Origin of the sequence: Hyphomicrobium sp., assembly GCF_035548195.1 — a bacterium.
In the GTDB taxonomy this organism is placed as follows: domain Bacteria; phylum Pseudomonadota; class Alphaproteobacteria; order Rhizobiales; family Hyphomicrobiaceae; genus Hyphomicrobium_B.
Genome location: NZ_DASZTY010000017.1, coordinates 19,936 through 35,476, shown reverse-complemented (window position 1 = coordinate 35,476; position 15,541 = coordinate 19,936). Strand labels below are relative to the sequence as shown.

The following is a 15,541-nucleotide window of genomic DNA, read 5'->3' as shown; positions in this document are numbered from 1 at the left end:
TCGTTTTATTCCGCCGCATAGCTGAAAGACATCGAAGGCTGCGGACGTCGCCGCTCCATGCGCCGGATTGCAAAATGCATCCACGCAAACAATGCCATTACGATTACGAAAAGCAGCATGAAGCAGCTCGACCAGAGTCCGGTAAGATCGTTGAGCAGGCCGAATGCGATAGGCAGCACGAAGCCGCCGAGCCCGCCGATCATGCCGACGAGCCCGCCGACGGAGCCAACGTTCTCTGGATAGTAGGAGGCAATGTGCTTGTAGATGGCGGCCTTGCCGAGACTCATGAAAAAGCCGAGCACGAAGATGATGCCGACGAACACCACCGGCCGGATTTCAAAATGAAATGCGATCCCGCCGTGCATTCCATGCATCACATAATCCGTCGGCGGAATTGATAGGATAAGCGTCGCGACCGCCGACACGGCAAAGCACCAGTACATGACGGCGCGAGGACCGACGCGATCCGAAAGCACGCCACCGTAAGCACGGAAAACACTTGCTGGGATCGAATATGCGGCGCCCATCATTCCCGCCGTCTCGATATTGAATCCGTAGACGCCGATCAGATATCGCGGCAGCCACAGCGCCAGTGCCACGAATGCCCCGAACGCAAAGAAGTAATAGAATGCGAAGCGCCAGACCCGTGCATCCTTGAGCGGCGACAATTCGAGCCAAACGGCTTTCGGCGCGGCGCCCGTTGCACGACGCGCGACAAGCGCCGGGTCATCGGTCGTTGTGAACCAGAAGACGACCGCCATAACGGCCAGAGCGGCCGCCCAGGTAAGAGCCACGGCATGCCAACCCCACGCAACGAGGACGAACGGCGCAACAAACTTCGTCACCGCAGCGCCGACGTTGCCTGCGCCAAAGATTCCGAGCGCAGTGCCCTGACGATCTATCGAAAAAAAGCGCGAGACGTAGGCAATCCCAACCGCGAACGATCCGCCCGCCAAGCCAACTCCGAGCGCCGCAAGCAGCATCTCCGAATAGGTGTGCGCGAAGACAAGGAGGACCGTCGCTACGCTTGCAGCGAGCATGTTGAGCGTGAAAACCAAGCGGCCACCGTACCGATCCGTCCAAATGCCAAGGAAAATTCGCGACAATGAGCCGGTAAGGATAGGCGTGCCGGCGAGCAGACCGAATTCCGCTTCGCCGAGACCAAGCTGATCTTTGATCCGGATGCCAATGATCGCGAAGATCGTCCAAACCGCAAAGCAGACAGTGAACGCGATAGTGGACATCCAAAGCGCACGCCGCTGCGCATCCGATTTCACAAGGCCGGTTGTTTCGTCTCTCCGCATCAAGTGCTCCCGTGCAGCGCTCGAACGGCATCGCGATCGAGCAAAACAAAAAAGCTGCCGGCCAAGCCGTCGCGCCCGCAGGCACGATGACTTGATCGGCAGCTTTGCCTTCGCACCCACCGTTGGGCGCTATCGATTTCTATAGAGCAGGAACTATGCCACCTTGCGGAGCTATATATTTCTCCGATATTTCATACGGTTACGTAGCAAGTGGCGAATCGGTCCGACCGCTCGGAAGTCCAAACATTCGGCAATTTCCGAAAACATCCGCGCAAAAATTGTGCACTGCAACTTCTTAGCAGGGTACGGAGGCGGCTAATCTTTTTGCCGATCGATATACGCGTCGAGACGATCAGGATCGAACAAGCCGCCGTCGAAGAAACCATCAGGGCCAAGCGTTAGGCTTGCACCTGCCGATCCCACTGGGGTCGCGAACTTCAGCGCCCCTTCGACTTTCGCATTGGCGACCGGCAATGCCACGCCAAGAGGCTTCAGCGCCGCGCGATAAAGATCGGGACGGTACGTCTCTCGCGCGATCGTGGCATGCTCGGACGTATGCGCCACCTGACCCCAACGCACCATCTGCGAATAGAACCACAGCGCATGGCTCTTCCACGGGAATGTCGCGGCCTTGGCGAATGGAACAAAGAAATCGGCGACCGCGCGCGTCTCGCCTGCACCACTGGGCAATCGGCCGTCAAGCGCCGGCAGCATCCAATCGGCAGACTGGCCCACGTATCCCGGCTTCGACAGAAGTTGAGCAAGTTCACTACGATTTTCGGGCCCCTGACACCATTGCGCCGATCGACAGAGTGACCTCAATAACGCGGCCAGCGCATCCGGATTTTCTTCCGCCCACAGCGCACCCACTCCCAAAACTTTCTCCGGACTCGACCGCCAGATTGCAGCTTTAAGCGTTGCAATTCGCCCGTATCCCTTAAGGACAGCGGCCGTGTTCCATGGTTCGCCGACGCAATACCCGTCGATCGTGCCACTCGCCAGTGCATCGACCATCAACGGCGGCGGAACAATGACGATCTCGACATCTCGTGCGAAGTCCAGCCCGCAGGCGGCGAGCCAATACCGCAGTTCATAGTTATGCCCGGAATAAGGATGCACGACCGCGAACCGCAGCGGCCTCTCAGATTTCGCGCCGCGATCAATAGCGATCTTCTTGAGAGCCGACCCCGACGTCATCGGATCGAAATCCGGCATTGCACCGTAATCCGCCATCAGCGCCCACAAAGCATTCGAAACCGTAACGGCATTGCCACCAAGCCCAAGTGCCATCGGCGCGATTGTCGGGACGGTCAGCGGCGTCAGTCCGAGATTGCAGGCAACCGGCATTGGCGCCAGCATGTGCGCGACTTGAAAATGCGAAACAGCCAGCCGGTCGCGAATATTCGCCCACGACGTCTCGCGGACAAGCGTCAGCGCTACGCCTTCCGCTTCGGCAAAGCCCTTCTCTTTGGCAGTAACGAGCACCGCGCTATCCAGAAGCGGCATAAACCCGGCGGTGATCTGATATTCGCTTGCCATGATCAGTCACCCTCCGGTGGCGCAAGCAGCCCAGCAGCCGTAATCAGACTTTGGGCAATTTCTGAAATCTTACGGTTCTGGTTCATGGCGGCCTTGCGCATCAAGGCATAAGCGTCCGCTTCCGAAAGACCCCGCGTCGTCATAAGAATGCCCTTTGCCCGATCCACGAGCTTACGATTTTCGAGTTCCGAGCGCGCCTCTTCCAATTCGCGCGTCATACGCGAAAACGCATTGAAACGGCTGATCGCCATATCGAGGATCGGTTTAACCCGCTCCTGCTTCAAGCCATCCACCACGTAGGCGGAGACGCCAGCATCGACGGCAGCCTCGATAGCAGCCTGATCCGACCTATCAACGAACATCGCTATGGGCCGCTTCACGGCACGCGAGAGCTGAAACATATTTTCGAGCATGTCGCGGTTGGGATTTTCGAGATCGATAACGATGACGTCGGGATCGATGTTCTCAATCTTCCTGGCAATGCCAATCACATCATGAACGATCGTAAGATCGGCATAGCCCGCGTCTCGCAAACCCGCCTCGATAACCGAAGCGCGGATACGGTTTTCGTCAATGATCAGGATGGAAAGGGCCGCCGGCGCTCCGGGCATCCGAAATCTCATGGGCTGATTTGATGTCGATCATTCAGCAGCACAAAATATGTCCTGGGAATCGTGTGCAGCGGAGACGCGTACTACATCTGCACGTATTTTGACCAGCGTATTGCGTGGCGCTTCGCCCCGCGGCCGTTGCACACCAAACGAGCAGCAACGGATTCCGACGCTCTCACGTTATGAACCGCGTATGAATGCCGCCGGCCATAAATCGAAACCGAACGTGATTGATCCCAGCCGCCCTCTCGCCAAATTCCGGCACGAGAAGGCTCGCCTTTCACGAGACCATATGCGGGGCACATCATGCAGATCGATCAAAACATCATCCGCCGCTTGGAAAGCGGCTTAACGACCATCGCCATCGAGTTTCGCCGGCTACACCTGATCAACGCCGAAGAAGCCGCACCCGCCGATGTCCGATTGGCAATCGATACCATCGGCACCGAGATGCAGCGCATGAACTACTTCCTGACGGAGCTGCATAACGCAGCCCATAAGCGGTCATCGTGATACGGGAGGATGTGATGGATACGGACAAAATCGCGTCCCGCGTCATGAAGGGGCTTGTCTCCATGCGAGGCGCCGCAGCAAGGCTCCACACCGCAAGTATCGATCGGCAGGATCGCGACGTGCGCGCCGCACTGAGTGCAATCGATCAGGAATATTTTTCGCTGCGCGAGTACCTGAACGGACTTGTCGAGCAAGCGGATAAACGGGGCGATTGAATGCCTCTGCGATGCCTTCGCGCTGGAACAGGAAAGGCCCGAGCAAGTTTGCCATCGAAAAGCGAATGGAATTCATGTATCGGAACTTGTCATGTCCAGAGTCGTAGGCATCGACCACATCTCTATCCGCGTCAGCGATTTCGAAAAATCGAAGACGTTTTATAGCGGCCTTTTTGAATTTCTTGGCTTTGAGGTTCTCGACGAGTATTCCGACTCAATCGGCTGGACCAACGGCAAGACACGCTACTGGATTGGACAAGCCGACGAGAACGGTCGCAAACATAAACACCGCATAGGCGACGTTGGCCTGCATCACTACGCATTCGAATTGCGCAGCCGGAAGGACGTCGATGCACTGCAAGACTATCTCAAAGGGAAAAAGATCACGATTGTAGACCCGGCAGACGAGTATTACGACGACTACTACGCTGTGTTTTTCCTGGACCCGGACGGGTTGAAACTTGAGGGAATGAAATACGGCGAGAAGCACACAAAAACGCAGTAGCTGAGAACGGCGCGACACAAAAAATTGCAGGCAAATGCGCCCGAAAGAAATTACCAGCTATCAATCTTTCTGTCCGGCGGGCAATTCATCTCCTTCTGCGTCGTACGCAGGCGGCACATAGAAATTCAGGGTCTTCATCGGTTTTGACCCCGTATTGCGAATCTCGTGTGTGTCGCCTTTCTCGATCAACAGGAGAGAGTCCGTTTCAAGCTCGTAGCTATGACCGTTGACGATTGCTTGACCCTGCCCGCTCACGACATAGAGCCACTGATCCGCGCCCCTGTGGCGGTTTTCCGGACCACCCGTCTGCGCGCCGCCGTCGAGGACCATCGAGGCGGCCTGTGATCGGCCGTTCTGCACAATAACGTGAAAGCCTTTCCGATAACTGACGTCGATGCGCTTCACGAACCTAACTCCAAGCCCGTGCACGCACGTTCCAAACGCACCTTGACAGTGCGATCAAGCCGAAAGCGAAGCTTGGCGGAAATCAAATCCGCAATGGACGGAACAATCGAGCGAATACACGTTGATCCAAAACCTTCGAATGCAATTCCAATGCAATCTGACAACAACCATCAAAATGAAACGGAGTTCCATGATTATTACTGATGCGGAACATTCACAAAAATAATTGGGATTTCATCCTCCACAAGCGTAGGCCGGGCGCAGGCAGACGTGGCACGCTCAAGGAGCACCCAAAATGCGAATAAGCGTAGCAATATACGGCATCGGACTTGGCACCCTATTGGCAGGCCCGGCATTCGCCAACGAAAGCGTCTTCGAAGCGACGAAAAATCCCAGCAATTGGGCAATGCAGCAGGGAGACTACAGCAATCACCGCTACTCTAAACTCGATCAAATCAACACAAAGAACGTCGGCTCACTACGAACGGCATGGAGTTTTTCGACCGGCGTGCTCCGAGGCCACGAAGGTTCGCCCCTCGTCATCGGCAATATGATGTACATCCACACGCCTTTTCCAAACATCGTCTATGCCCTCGACCTCGACCACGACCAGAAGATCGTCTGGAAATATACGCCGAAACAGGATCCGTCCGTCGTCCCAGTGATGTGCTGTGACACCGTCAATCGCGGTGTGCAATATGCCGACGGAACCATCTTCCTTTATCAGGCGGACACGACACTCGTCGCGCTCGACGCCAAAACCGGCAAAGAGAAATGGAAAGTCGTCAACGGGGACCCCAAGAAAGGTGAAACGGGAACCAGCGCTCCTCTGGTTGTCAAAGATAAAGTCATCGTCGGGATCTCGGGCGCCGAGTACGGCATTCGTGGACGTCTGACAGCGTACAATATTTCAGACGGCAAGCTGGCTTGGCGAGCCTGGTCAACCGGACCGGACAAGGATCTGTTGATCGATCCCGAAAAAACGATGTCTCTGGGAAAGCCGATTGGCAAGGACAGCTCGCTCAAGACGTGGAACGGCGATCAATGGAAGACCGGCGGCGGATCGACGTGGGGCTGGTACTCTTACGATCCCGATCTGAACCTGATCTACTATGGCACCGCGAATCCTGGAACCTGGAACCCAGTGCAGCGTGCGGGTCCCGACGGGAAACCGATCGATCAGAAATGGACGATGACGATCTTCGCCCGCAATCCCGATACGGGCATGGCAGCGTGGGCTTATCAGATGACGCCGTTCGACGAGTGGGACTACGACGGCATCAACGAAATGATCCTCGCCGACAACATGACCATCAAAGGCCAGAAGCATAACGTCCTCGTTCACTTTGACCGGAATGGCTTCGGCTACACGCTAGACAGAAAGACCGGCATTCCGCTCGTTGCGGACAAATTCGATCCGGTCGTCAATTGGGCCACATCCATCGATCTCGATCCAAAGAGCGAAAACTATGGCCGCCCCGTGCGCGTTGCCGCCAAGTCGACGTTCAAGAATGGCCAGGACAACAACACCAAAGACGTCTGTCCCGCCGCGCTTGGATCGAAAGATCAGCAGCCTGCTTCGTATTCGCCGCAAACAGGGCTCTTCTATGTACCGACGAACCACGTCTGCATGGACTACGAGCCCTTCAAGGTCTCCTATACAGCAGGTCAGCCGTACGTCGGAGCAACGCTGTCGATGTACCCTCCGAAAGGTCAGGAAGGGCACATGGGCAACTTCATCGCCTGGGACGCAAGCAAGGGTAAGATCGTTTGGTCAAAGCCCGAGGAATTCTCGGTATGGTCCGGCGCTTTGACCACCGCTGGCGGCATCGCCTGTTACGGCACGCTCGAAGGCTATTTCAAATGCGTCGATCAGAAAGACGGAAAGGAACTCTACAAGTACAAAACACCGTCCGGCGTAATCGGAAACGTGTTCACCTATGAGCACAAAGGCAAACAATACATCGGCGTGTATTCTGGCGTTGGCGGCTGGGCTGGGATCGGCCTAGCGGCGGGGCTAACGAATCCAACGGACGGCCTCGGCGCAGTGGGCGGTTATGCTTCGCTGGCAAATTACACAAACCTTGGCGGTTCCCTCACCGTATGGTCGTTGCCCTAAAGACGCCCTAAGAAAAGCATTCCACCTTCGGCGCGGGTTCATCCCGCGCCTTTTCTTGCGCACTGCTGGCTCACTCGCATCCTAGCGTCATTTCGACGGTTTAACGCAATCTTCCCTTCGACGAATACGCTCTGAATTCATTTAGAAAATCGTGGCAAAGTCCGATTGGTAAATAGTCCGCTGGAACGGGCGCCCCTGTCATTTCGACGGATGCAACTTCTCAACGACGTTTACAGTCTTTTCTTCGACGGCTTTCGACCGTTAGCGCTTCGATCGATAGTGAAATCGTGCCGAAATCCCGCATCAAGAAATTCGTATGGTTTGCATTTCTGGCCGCTGTCGCTGGCGGAGGGATCTTGGCTTATCGAACGTACGAGAGCGGCCAAGAAAAGTCCACGGCCAGGCATGAGAACAAAATACCCGCAACCGTTGCCGTCGCAGAGAGGAAAGATTTTCCGATCTATCTAGAGAGCCTTGGTGATGTACAGGCGTGGAATACGGTCACGGTTCGGTCACGCGTAGACGGAGAGATCATTAAAATTGCTTTCGACGAGGGTCAATTCGTGAAGCAAGGCGATTTGCTGATCCAGATCGACCCACGACCGTTCCAGGCGGCCCTCGATCAGGCAACGGCCAAAAAAGCGCAAGACGAAGCCAATCTCGCCAACATGAAACGGGATTTGCAGCGTTTCGAGAAAGCCGGCACGCTCGCGACGACACAGCAACAGATCGACACTCAACGATCACTCGTAGCACAACAGGAGGCACTCACTAGAGCAGATGCAGGCGTTATCGATAACGCCCGCGTTCAACTTGGCTACACGACGATACGTGCACCCCTATCGGGACGGATCGGCTTTCGCCTCGTCGATCAAGGTAACATCATTCACGCCGGAGATACGGGCGGCGTCGCGACGATCGCGGAGATTCAACCGATCGCCGTGATCTTTACCGAGCCGGAGGAGGAACTACCGAGGATTCTCGACGAATTGAAAGGTGGTCCTTTGCAGGTCACGGCATCAACCTCCGACGGCAAACGCATTCTTGGCAAGGGCGAGCTATCCCTGGTCAACAACCACGTCGACATGACCACCGGCTCCATTAAATTGAAGGCCAAGTTCGCCAATGAAGATAAAATACTTTGGCCGGGTCTTTCGGTCTCGACCCGTCTTTTAATCACGACCCTGAAGAATGTGGTCGTCATTCCCGACGCCGCTGTCCAGCGTGGCCCAGGCAAGCTCTTCGCCTATGTCGTTGACGCTGGAGACAAGATAGAACAGCGCGATCTTAAGGTCGCTCAAATTCAGGGCGGCCAGGCAGTCATAGAGAGTGGCGTCAAACCCGGCGAACGTGTCGTGACGTCCGGCTATTATCGCCTCGCACCAGGTTCTATCGTGGATTTGCCGAAAGGGGCCGAAAAGGAACAGCCGAAAAAACACGGACCAACAACAGCGTTGGACGGAAAATCGCATCTGCCGGAGGTAGAGTAGATGCCGACCGGCGGCATTTCAGGTCCGTTTATCCGCTATCCGATCGCGACATCGCTGATCATGGTCGGCATTTTGTTCGTCGGCATCGCTTCGTTCATGAACCTGCCGGTTGCACCGCTGCCGCAGATTGACTTTCCCACCATTCGCGTTTCGGCTAGCCTCCCCGGCGCAAGCCCGGAGACGATGGCCTCCAACGTGGCTCAGCCGCTTGAGCGCCAATTCGCACAAATTCCCGGCGTCACTGAAACCACATCAACAAGCGGATTGGGCGTCACGACGGTCGTCGTCCAATTCGACCTCGATCGTGACATTGACGGCGCGGCGAACGACATCCAGGCAGCAATCAACGCCGCCGGCGGCCAGCTCCCTAAAAATCTGCCGCAACCCCCCACCTATCGAAAGGTCAATCCAGCCGACAGCCCGATCATGATTCTTTCGGCGACGTCCGATGCGATGCCCTTGACCGAGGTCGACGACAACGCCGACACCAAGCTTGCACAGCAGATCAGCCAGATCAGCGGTGTCGGTCAGGTGTCGATTGGCGGCGAGCAGAAACCCGCAATCCGAATTCAACTCGATCCCGCCAAACTCTACGCACGCGATTTGACACTAGAAGACGTCCGCACGCCCCTTTCCATAACGACGGTCAACAGTCCGAAGGGTTCGATTGACAGCAAAAATCGCGGGTACACGATTTATGCTAACGATCAGCTGACTGATGCAAAATCGTGGGATGACATTATCGTCGCCTATCGAAATGGATCACCAATCCGCGTCCGCGATATAGGCAAAGCTGTTCCTGGCCCCGAGGATACGAAGAAAGCCGCATGGGCAAACGGCAAACGCGGCATCTTTCTGGTCGTCTTCAAGCAGCCGGGCGCCAATGTCATTGAGACAGTCGATCGGATCAAGGCCGAGCTGCCGCGCCTCAGAGCGGCCATGCCGAAAGCGCTCAAAGTCGAGCTCTTGAGCGATCGGACGCAAACAATCCGCGCATCTATCGAAGATGTCGAAACGACGCTTCTCATTTCTGTGGCGCTCGTCGTAACAGTTATCTTCGTCTTTCTGCGAAGCCTTTGGGCGACGATCATTCCAAGCGTTACTGTGCCTCTAGCCCTCTTCAGCGCTTGCACACTGATGTACATAATGGGGTATAGCCTCGACAATATATCTCTAATGGCCCTGACGATATCTGTCGGATTCGTCGTCGACGACGCCATCGTCGTGCTTGAGAACATAGTCCGTCATGTAGAGAACGGCGAAAAACCGTATATCGCAGCACTGAAGGGCGCAGGCGAAATTGGCTTCACCGTCATTTCGATAAGCATTTCGCTCATCGCCGTCTTCATCCCGTTGCTGCTCATGAGCGGCATCATCGGCCGTTTGTTCCGCGAATTCGCGGTCACCGTCACAATGACGATTGCAGTATCCGCATTCGTAGCACTGACGTTGACGCCCATGATGGCGTCACGCTTTTTGAAAAGCGAAAAGGAGGTCCAGCACAACAGGCTCTATCTTTGGAGCGAGCGTATGTTCGAAGCGCTCATCAATCGTTACAGCCGGGGTTTGGATTTCGTGATCCGCCACCAGTTTGCGACGCTGATGGTCTTCTTCGCAACCGTTGCAGCAACGGCGTATTTGTTCATCACCATCCCTAAAGGATTTTTCCCGCAACAGGACACCGGCCTGATCACCGGCATTTCCGAAGCAGCGCAGGATATTTCCTTTCCCGCGATGATGGAGAAGCAGGAGGAACTCGGCAAAATCGTTGCATCCGACCCAGCGGTCGCAACCATCGCCATGGCGATCGGAGCCGGAGGCGCGACTGCGGCGCTCAACAACGGCCGCATGTACATAACCCTGAAACCGAGATCAGAACGCGACGTCTCCGCATTTCAGGTCATTCGAAGACTCCAGCCCAAGCTTGCAAAGGTCGAAGGCGCCAAACTCTTCTTACAAGCCGCACAAGACATCCGAGTCGGCGGCCACACGAGTCGAACGCAATTCCAATACACGTTGCAAGATGCCGACTCGCGCGAATTGAACACCTGGGCGCCGAGACTCCTCGACAAACTAAAGACGTTGCCCGAGCTGCGCGATGTTGCAAGCGATCAGCAGGCTGCGGGAACAACGCTGACGGTCGACATCAACCGCGATCAGGCATCGCGTTACGGCCTCACCCCGCAAGCGATCGACGACACGTTGTATGACGCCTTCGGCCAACGGCAGATCGCGCAATATTTCACGCAGCAAAACAGCTATCACGTCATTATGGAGGCGACGCCGTCGGTTCAAAGCGACCCGGATAGCCTCAACAAAATTTATATCCGCTCGCCGACGACCGGCGGTCTTGTCCCCCTTGCAACGTTTGCAAGCTGGTCGACGCGCGAAACCGAGCCACTCTCGATCAGCCACCAGGGGCAGTTCCCGGCGGTAACGATCAGCTTCAATCTGGCGCCGGGTGTTTCGCTCGGGACGGCAACCAACGCGATCAATGCCGCCGAACGAGAACTGCGTATGCCCGCATCGCTGCAAACGGCGTTCCAAGGAAACGCACAAGCTTTTCAACAATCGCTCACGACGATACCGCTGCTGATTGGAGCTGCATTGTTCGTCGTCTATTTGGTCCTTGGCATTTTGTATGAGAGCTACATTCATCCCCTGACGATCCTTTCGACGCTGCCGTCGGCAGGCGCCGGCGCACTCGCGGCCTTAATGCTATTCGGCTACGATTTTAGCCTTGTCGCGATGATCGGCGTGATTTTGCTAATCGGCATCGTCAAGAAAAACGGTATCATGCTCGTCGATTTCGCGATTCAGGCCGAGCGCACCGAGCATCTGACGCCGGAGGAGTCGATCCGGAAAGCTTCGCTGTTGCGATTCCGACCGATCCTGATGACCACGCTCGCAGCTCTGCTCGGCGGCGTGCCGTTGATGCTCGGCACGGGGACTGGCGCCGAAATCCGACAGCCGCTTGGCTATGCGATGGTTGGAGGCCTCGCGGTCAGTCAATTGCTGACACTCTTCACGACCCCGGTCGTCTACCTCTACCTCGATCGTTTGGCGAACTGGACCGCAAGCTTCAGCCACGAGCCCGACCACGGAGAACCGTCCCGCTCCCTGTCGAGCAAGGCCGTCAGCGAAAAAACGGTTCGGCGACGATAATTTTAGACCGGAAGGCCATCAGGTTGTGATCGTCTTCAACGTCCAGCGTCTCCCGTTCGAGCTCAGTTCGACAATGCTGAGCGGCGCGATGTCGATTCGCCAAAACGAGGCCGGATTACCCTCGATTGCGACGACAATCGCAGCACGTATCACCGCCGGATGCGTAACAGCGGCGTTTCTGCCTCGAAGCCGTTCGGGCGCCTCCAGCCAGCTCCGCACGCGCGCCAAAAGCATCTCGACGGATTCTCCGCCATGTGGGGTCGACGCAGGATCGGAAATCCATTGCAGCATTTCGTTGGGTTCTGTTGCTTCGACATCATTGAAGGTTCTGCCCGCCCAGCGCCCCAGATCCATATCCCGAAGCAGGGAATCTATCTTGACATCGAGGTTAAGAGCAGCCGAGGTTTCGAGCGCCCGCTTTGCCGGGCTGCTCCAGACCAACCCGAGCGATGAAAACCTCCCGGCAAGAGCGGCCGCAGCACTTCGGCCGGGTTCCTCGATACCTTCATCGAGAGGGAAAGCCGAAGCGCGGACGGCGGCGGTCGACGCGTGTGAGATCAGAGTGAGGCGTGATGACATGGGTCTATTGCTTCACATTGACAAATATCCCCGCCAACCTATGGTGGCGGGCGCACATCACGGGCAGGAAACCGGTGAAACTCCGGGACGGTCGCGCCACTGTGATCGGCCATTTGCCCTGGCAACTGCCGAAAGTCAGACCCTCTTGTGATCGCCGCACAGCTTGAACGGGACGCGAAATCCCAAGGAGGCTCCAAATGACGTCTTACTCTGCAATCGGCCACGGCACCGTGGCAACCCCCATTCCAGTACGCGAAATTCTTCCCTGGGCGATCTTCGCAGGGCTGCTGTTCCTTCTCGCGATGTATTTCATCGGCGTCGAAGAGGGCGCTATGGCAATCTTCAACGGAATGTACGTGCACGAATTCGTCCATGACGGCCGTCACCTGCTCGGCTTCCCTTGCCACTGACGCCTCGGAGAAAGTGATAAAATGGGACAATTGCTTTTGCGCGGCATGCTTGCCGGGCTTCTTGCTGCAGTGTTGGCGTTCGGCTTTGCAAAGATCGCAGGCGAACCGCAGGTTGACCGTGCCATCGGTTTCGAAGAAAGCCACCACCACGCCGAACCCGGCGAGGCCGAAGAACCTGAGCTTGTGAGCCGACCCGTTCAGGCAGGCATCGGTTTGGCGACCGGCATTGCCGTTTACGGGACGGCGCTCGGCGGCCTATTCGCTCTTGCATTCGCCTTCATCAATGGCCGGTTGCTGCAGCTTTCGCCGCGGACGACGGCCATCGTCATCGCGGGACTGGGCTTCCTCGTCTTCTATGTCGTACCGAACCTCAAATATCCGGCGAACCCGCCTGCTGTCGGGGCTCCGGATACGATCGGATACCGAACGCAGCTCTATTTCACAATGATCGTGTTTTCGGCGGCTGCACTGGCGATCGCAATCGCCTTCGGACGTCAACTGGCAGTAAAACTTGGTGCCTGGAACGCGACCATAGCAGGCGCTCTGGCCTATCTCGTCTTGGTCGGAATTGCGGCGTTCATGCTGCCGCCGATCAACGAAGTTCCGGCAACATTCCCTGCGGATCTGTTGTGGAATTTCCGCGTTGCCTCACTCGGAATTCAGGCCATCCTATGGACGACCATCGGCCTTGCCTTTGGCGCGTTGACGGAGAGAAGCCAGTCGGCACAGACGGCCTGAACTGCTTTCATCACACTCGGGCCGCTGGTTTTGGCGGCCCGATATGCTGCGATCATCCAACAAATCCGCATCGAAAAGGGTCTGTCATAAGTGACACGCCACTCGCCCTGCGTCGGCATCTGCCAAGTCGATGAAGCCACAGGTTTTTGCATCGGCTGTGGCCGCAGCCGCAGCGAAATCGGCGATTGGATTTCGATGACAGAAAGTCAGCGCGACGAAGTCTGGGCGAAACTGCCGAAACGCTTGGCCGATCTTTCGATCAATGTCCGGCTGTTACCGTTGACGCAGGCCGAGCTCGTCGAATGGACAAAGAGAACGATAGCCGACAGGCTGGGTACGTGGGTCACTGGCTCGCCGGGCGCCGTAGCGGAATTTCCATGCACATCTGATCGTAAGATTGAGACGGAAACCTCTCGCGAAACCATCATTGCCAGAGCTTTCGATGCATCGTTTCGCCTGCGCGTTAGCGATAAGGTTCGCGCATTTGCGTTCGGCGAAGATGGTCCGATCGTTCTTGGCCTTCCGAAGGCGCGGGCCAGTGTAACTTCGAACACCGTCGTTGAATCGCTCGGCCCTGACGCTGATGCAATCGACGATGAACACAGAGAAGACCAGCTTTTTGATTTCGGAATCGGGCGGAAAAGTAGCCGATTTTGCATACGAACCGACAACGAAGCACTCAGCAAAAGCGTAGCCGCACAAACCGGCAAGCATTGGTCCCAGGTTATGCCGGAAATCGGAGTTCAACTCTTATCGATGGGGCCCAATCGCGTTGTTGAATCGGCCGCCGCGCGCATAGAAGTTTTTACCCCAATTCCTTTGCCGGGCACCCAATCGCCGTCCGGCGCACATACGCACTTTCTTCCCGAATATCTGAAATCAGGCGAAGAAATCCCGGCGAGCCTGACATTGCCGGAATTCGCGCTTCCCGTCGCAATATTTTATCCGAAAGCCGGCTCGGCCTGATTCGCCGGAATTGATCCCATCTTGTCCCCAGTTCCCACAAATTCCACCACGTTCATTCTTGAGGCTATCTTGTAGCCGTAGTAGGCACGTGAGCGGGCCTCATCCTGAACAAAAGAGAGGATCGAATGCGCAGCGCTGGTCTCGGAATCCTGTCCTTCGCAGCCCTGGGTTTGATAGCCGCCACCGCCTCAGCACAAGATCAGCAACCGCAGCAATCGTCGTTTACCGCACTCCTCGCAAAAGACTACGAGGTGAAAGCCGTTACGCTGGTGCCGCTGGAAGTTGCAAAGCGCGCCACCGAGTCCGTGAAGACGGATACGGTCGTGGTCACATTGCAGAACAAGCAGTCCGTTGCCGTCTGTTATATCGCATTCGCAAATTGGGCATTCATGAACCGGACCTCCCTCGATACGCCGACGTTGTGTGAGGTCCGCGAAGGATCGGCGCCCGCTGCCAATCCTCCCCCTCCGGGAACAACGCCTTAGACAAGTCCACGAGACCAGCGGCGAGGGGCGCGTTGGCCGCCTACTCGGTTGAGAACATGATGAACGGTTAGGGAATAGTTTGTGCCACAGTTCCACCGCTGGGCTCGGCTGATCTAAGCTGCTTTCGATGTAGACGCCGCCGAATGACCAGGCAGGGGATATCCCGTGAGAATCTCGAACCGAGCGAACCGTGCCGCCGTCGCTGCAGCCGCCGTCGCGACAGCGGTCATTACTGCAAGCTTCCCTCAGGACAGCTTCGCCCACAGCGGCACTGCTGAGGAACAGGCAGCCTGCACACCTGACGTCCTGAGCCTCTGCCTGTTCGATATCCCGAATGAGGACCGTATTGTCGCGTGCCTCAACCGCAAGCGCGATCAGTTGAGCCCCGCTTGCCGGAAAGTCATCGCCCCGCAGCCGACGGCAAAAAAACGCCGCAAGCGGTAGCATATGACAGCTGGCATCGCAGGCCGCGCCAGCCTAGAACATCGCCAACTCGC

The 15,541-nt window shown here is 56.6% G+C and carries 16 protein-coding genes; 11 read left to right on the top strand and 5 right to left on the bottom strand.

Annotation, left to right across the window (positions count from 1 at the left end; genetic code table 11):
- Window positions 1-5: 5 nt before the first annotated feature.
- The 3 genes from VHB22_RS04715 to VHB22_RS04705 all read right to left on the bottom strand — a co-directional run bounded on the left by VHB22_RS04715 (window position 6) and on the right by VHB22_RS04705 (window position 3,454).
- Entirely contained in the window at window positions 6-1,304 is a 1,299-nt protein-coding gene (locus VHB22_RS04715) for a nitrate/nitrite transporter (RefSeq protein ID WP_325455807.1), read from the bottom strand.
- 315 nt (window positions 1,305-1,619) lie between these two features.
- Window positions 1,620-2,843 carry a CmpA/NrtA family ABC transporter substrate-binding protein gene (locus tag VHB22_RS04710; RefSeq protein ID WP_325455806.1) on the bottom strand — a complete coding sequence of 408 codons (1,224 nt, stop codon included), beginning with the start codon at window positions 2,841-2,843 and terminating at the stop codon, window positions 1,620-1,622.
- A gap of 2 nt (window positions 2,844-2,845) precedes the next feature.
- Window positions 2,846-3,454 carry an ANTAR domain-containing response regulator gene (locus VHB22_RS04705; RefSeq protein WP_325455805.1) on the bottom strand — a complete coding sequence of 203 codons (609 nt, stop codon included), beginning with the start codon at window positions 3,452-3,454 and terminating at the stop codon, window positions 2,846-2,848.
- A 306-nt stretch (window positions 3,455-3,760) separates the two neighbouring features.
- Between VHB22_RS04705 and VHB22_RS04700 the strand changes: the two genes are divergently transcribed.
- The 3 genes from VHB22_RS04700 (at window position 3,761) to VHB22_RS04690 (ending at window position 4,687) form a co-directional block, all read left to right on the top strand.
- Window positions 3,761-3,967, top strand: a complete 207-nt coding sequence (locus VHB22_RS04700; RefSeq protein ID WP_325455804.1) for a hypothetical protein — start codon at window positions 3,761-3,763, stop codon at window positions 3,965-3,967.
- Window positions 3,968-3,981: 14 nt separating this feature from the next.
- Window positions 3,982-4,182 carry a hypothetical protein gene (locus tag VHB22_RS04695; protein WP_325455803.1) on the top strand — a complete coding sequence of 67 codons (201 nt, stop codon included), beginning with the start codon at window positions 3,982-3,984 and terminating at the stop codon, window positions 4,180-4,182.
- Window positions 4,183-4,273: 91 nt separating this feature from the next.
- A complete protein-coding gene (locus tag VHB22_RS04690; protein ID WP_325455802.1) occupies window positions 4,274-4,687 on the top strand; it encodes a VOC family protein in 414 nt (137 codons plus the stop codon).
- 60 nt (window positions 4,688-4,747) lie between these two features.
- On the opposite strand, the gene VHB22_RS04685 is transcribed toward VHB22_RS04690, so the two are convergent.
- A complete protein-coding gene (locus VHB22_RS04685; protein ID WP_325455801.1) occupies window positions 4,748-5,092 on the bottom strand; it encodes a cupin domain-containing protein in 345 nt (114 codons plus the stop codon).
- Between the two features lie 295 nt (window positions 5,093-5,387).
- Between VHB22_RS04685 and VHB22_RS04680 the strand changes: the two genes are divergently transcribed.
- From VHB22_RS04680 to VHB22_RS04670, 3 genes are all read left to right on the top strand, one after another.
- A complete protein-coding gene (locus VHB22_RS04680; RefSeq protein ID WP_325455800.1) occupies window positions 5,388-7,211 on the top strand; it encodes a methanol/ethanol family PQQ-dependent dehydrogenase in 1,824 nt (607 codons plus the stop codon).
- Window positions 7,212-7,498: 287 nt separating this feature from the next.
- The gene (locus VHB22_RS04675; protein ID WP_325455799.1) at window positions 7,499-8,701 is read left to right on the top strand and encodes an efflux RND transporter periplasmic adaptor subunit; all 1,203 of its coding nucleotides are present in this window, start codon (window positions 7,499-7,501) and stop codon (window positions 8,699-8,701) included.
- Window positions 8,702-11,866, top strand: a complete 3,165-nt coding sequence (locus tag VHB22_RS04670; RefSeq protein WP_325455798.1) for a multidrug efflux RND transporter permease subunit — start codon at window positions 8,702-8,704, stop codon at window positions 11,864-11,866.
- 18 nt (window positions 11,867-11,884) lie between these two features.
- Here VHB22_RS04670 and VHB22_RS04665 read toward each other — a convergent pair whose 3' ends face one another.
- A complete protein-coding gene (locus VHB22_RS04665; RefSeq protein WP_325455797.1) occupies window positions 11,885-12,445 on the bottom strand; it encodes a histidine phosphatase family protein in 561 nt (186 codons plus the stop codon).
- Window positions 12,446-12,642: 197 nt separating this feature from the next.
- On the opposite strand from VHB22_RS04665, the gene VHB22_RS04660 reads away from it, so the two are divergent.
- The 5 genes from VHB22_RS04660 to VHB22_RS04640 all read left to right on the top strand — a co-directional run bounded on the left by VHB22_RS04660 (window position 12,643) and on the right by VHB22_RS04640 (window position 15,488).
- Window positions 12,643-12,855 carry a CbtB domain-containing protein gene (locus VHB22_RS04660; protein ID WP_325455796.1) on the top strand — a complete coding sequence of 71 codons (213 nt, stop codon included), beginning with the start codon at window positions 12,643-12,645 and terminating at the stop codon, window positions 12,853-12,855.
- Window positions 12,856-12,876: 21 nt separating this feature from the next.
- Window positions 12,877-13,593 carry a CbtA family protein gene (locus VHB22_RS04655; RefSeq protein ID WP_325455795.1) on the top strand — a complete coding sequence of 239 codons (717 nt, stop codon included), beginning with the start codon at window positions 12,877-12,879 and terminating at the stop codon, window positions 13,591-13,593.
- Between the two features lie 90 nt (window positions 13,594-13,683).
- Window positions 13,684-14,559, top strand: a complete 876-nt coding sequence (locus VHB22_RS04650) for a DUF1289 domain-containing protein (RefSeq protein WP_325455794.1) — start codon at window positions 13,684-13,686, stop codon at window positions 14,557-14,559.
- A 125-nt stretch (window positions 14,560-14,684) separates the two neighbouring features.
- Complete coding sequence (locus tag VHB22_RS04645) at window positions 14,685-15,044, top strand: hypothetical protein (RefSeq protein ID WP_325455793.1); 360 nt, start codon at window positions 14,685-14,687, stop codon at window positions 15,042-15,044.
- Window positions 15,045-15,209: 165 nt separating this feature from the next.
- Entirely contained in the window at window positions 15,210-15,488 is a 279-nt protein-coding gene (locus tag VHB22_RS04640) for a hypothetical protein (protein ID WP_325455792.1), read from the top strand.
- Window positions 15,489-15,541: the final 53 nt, after the last annotated feature.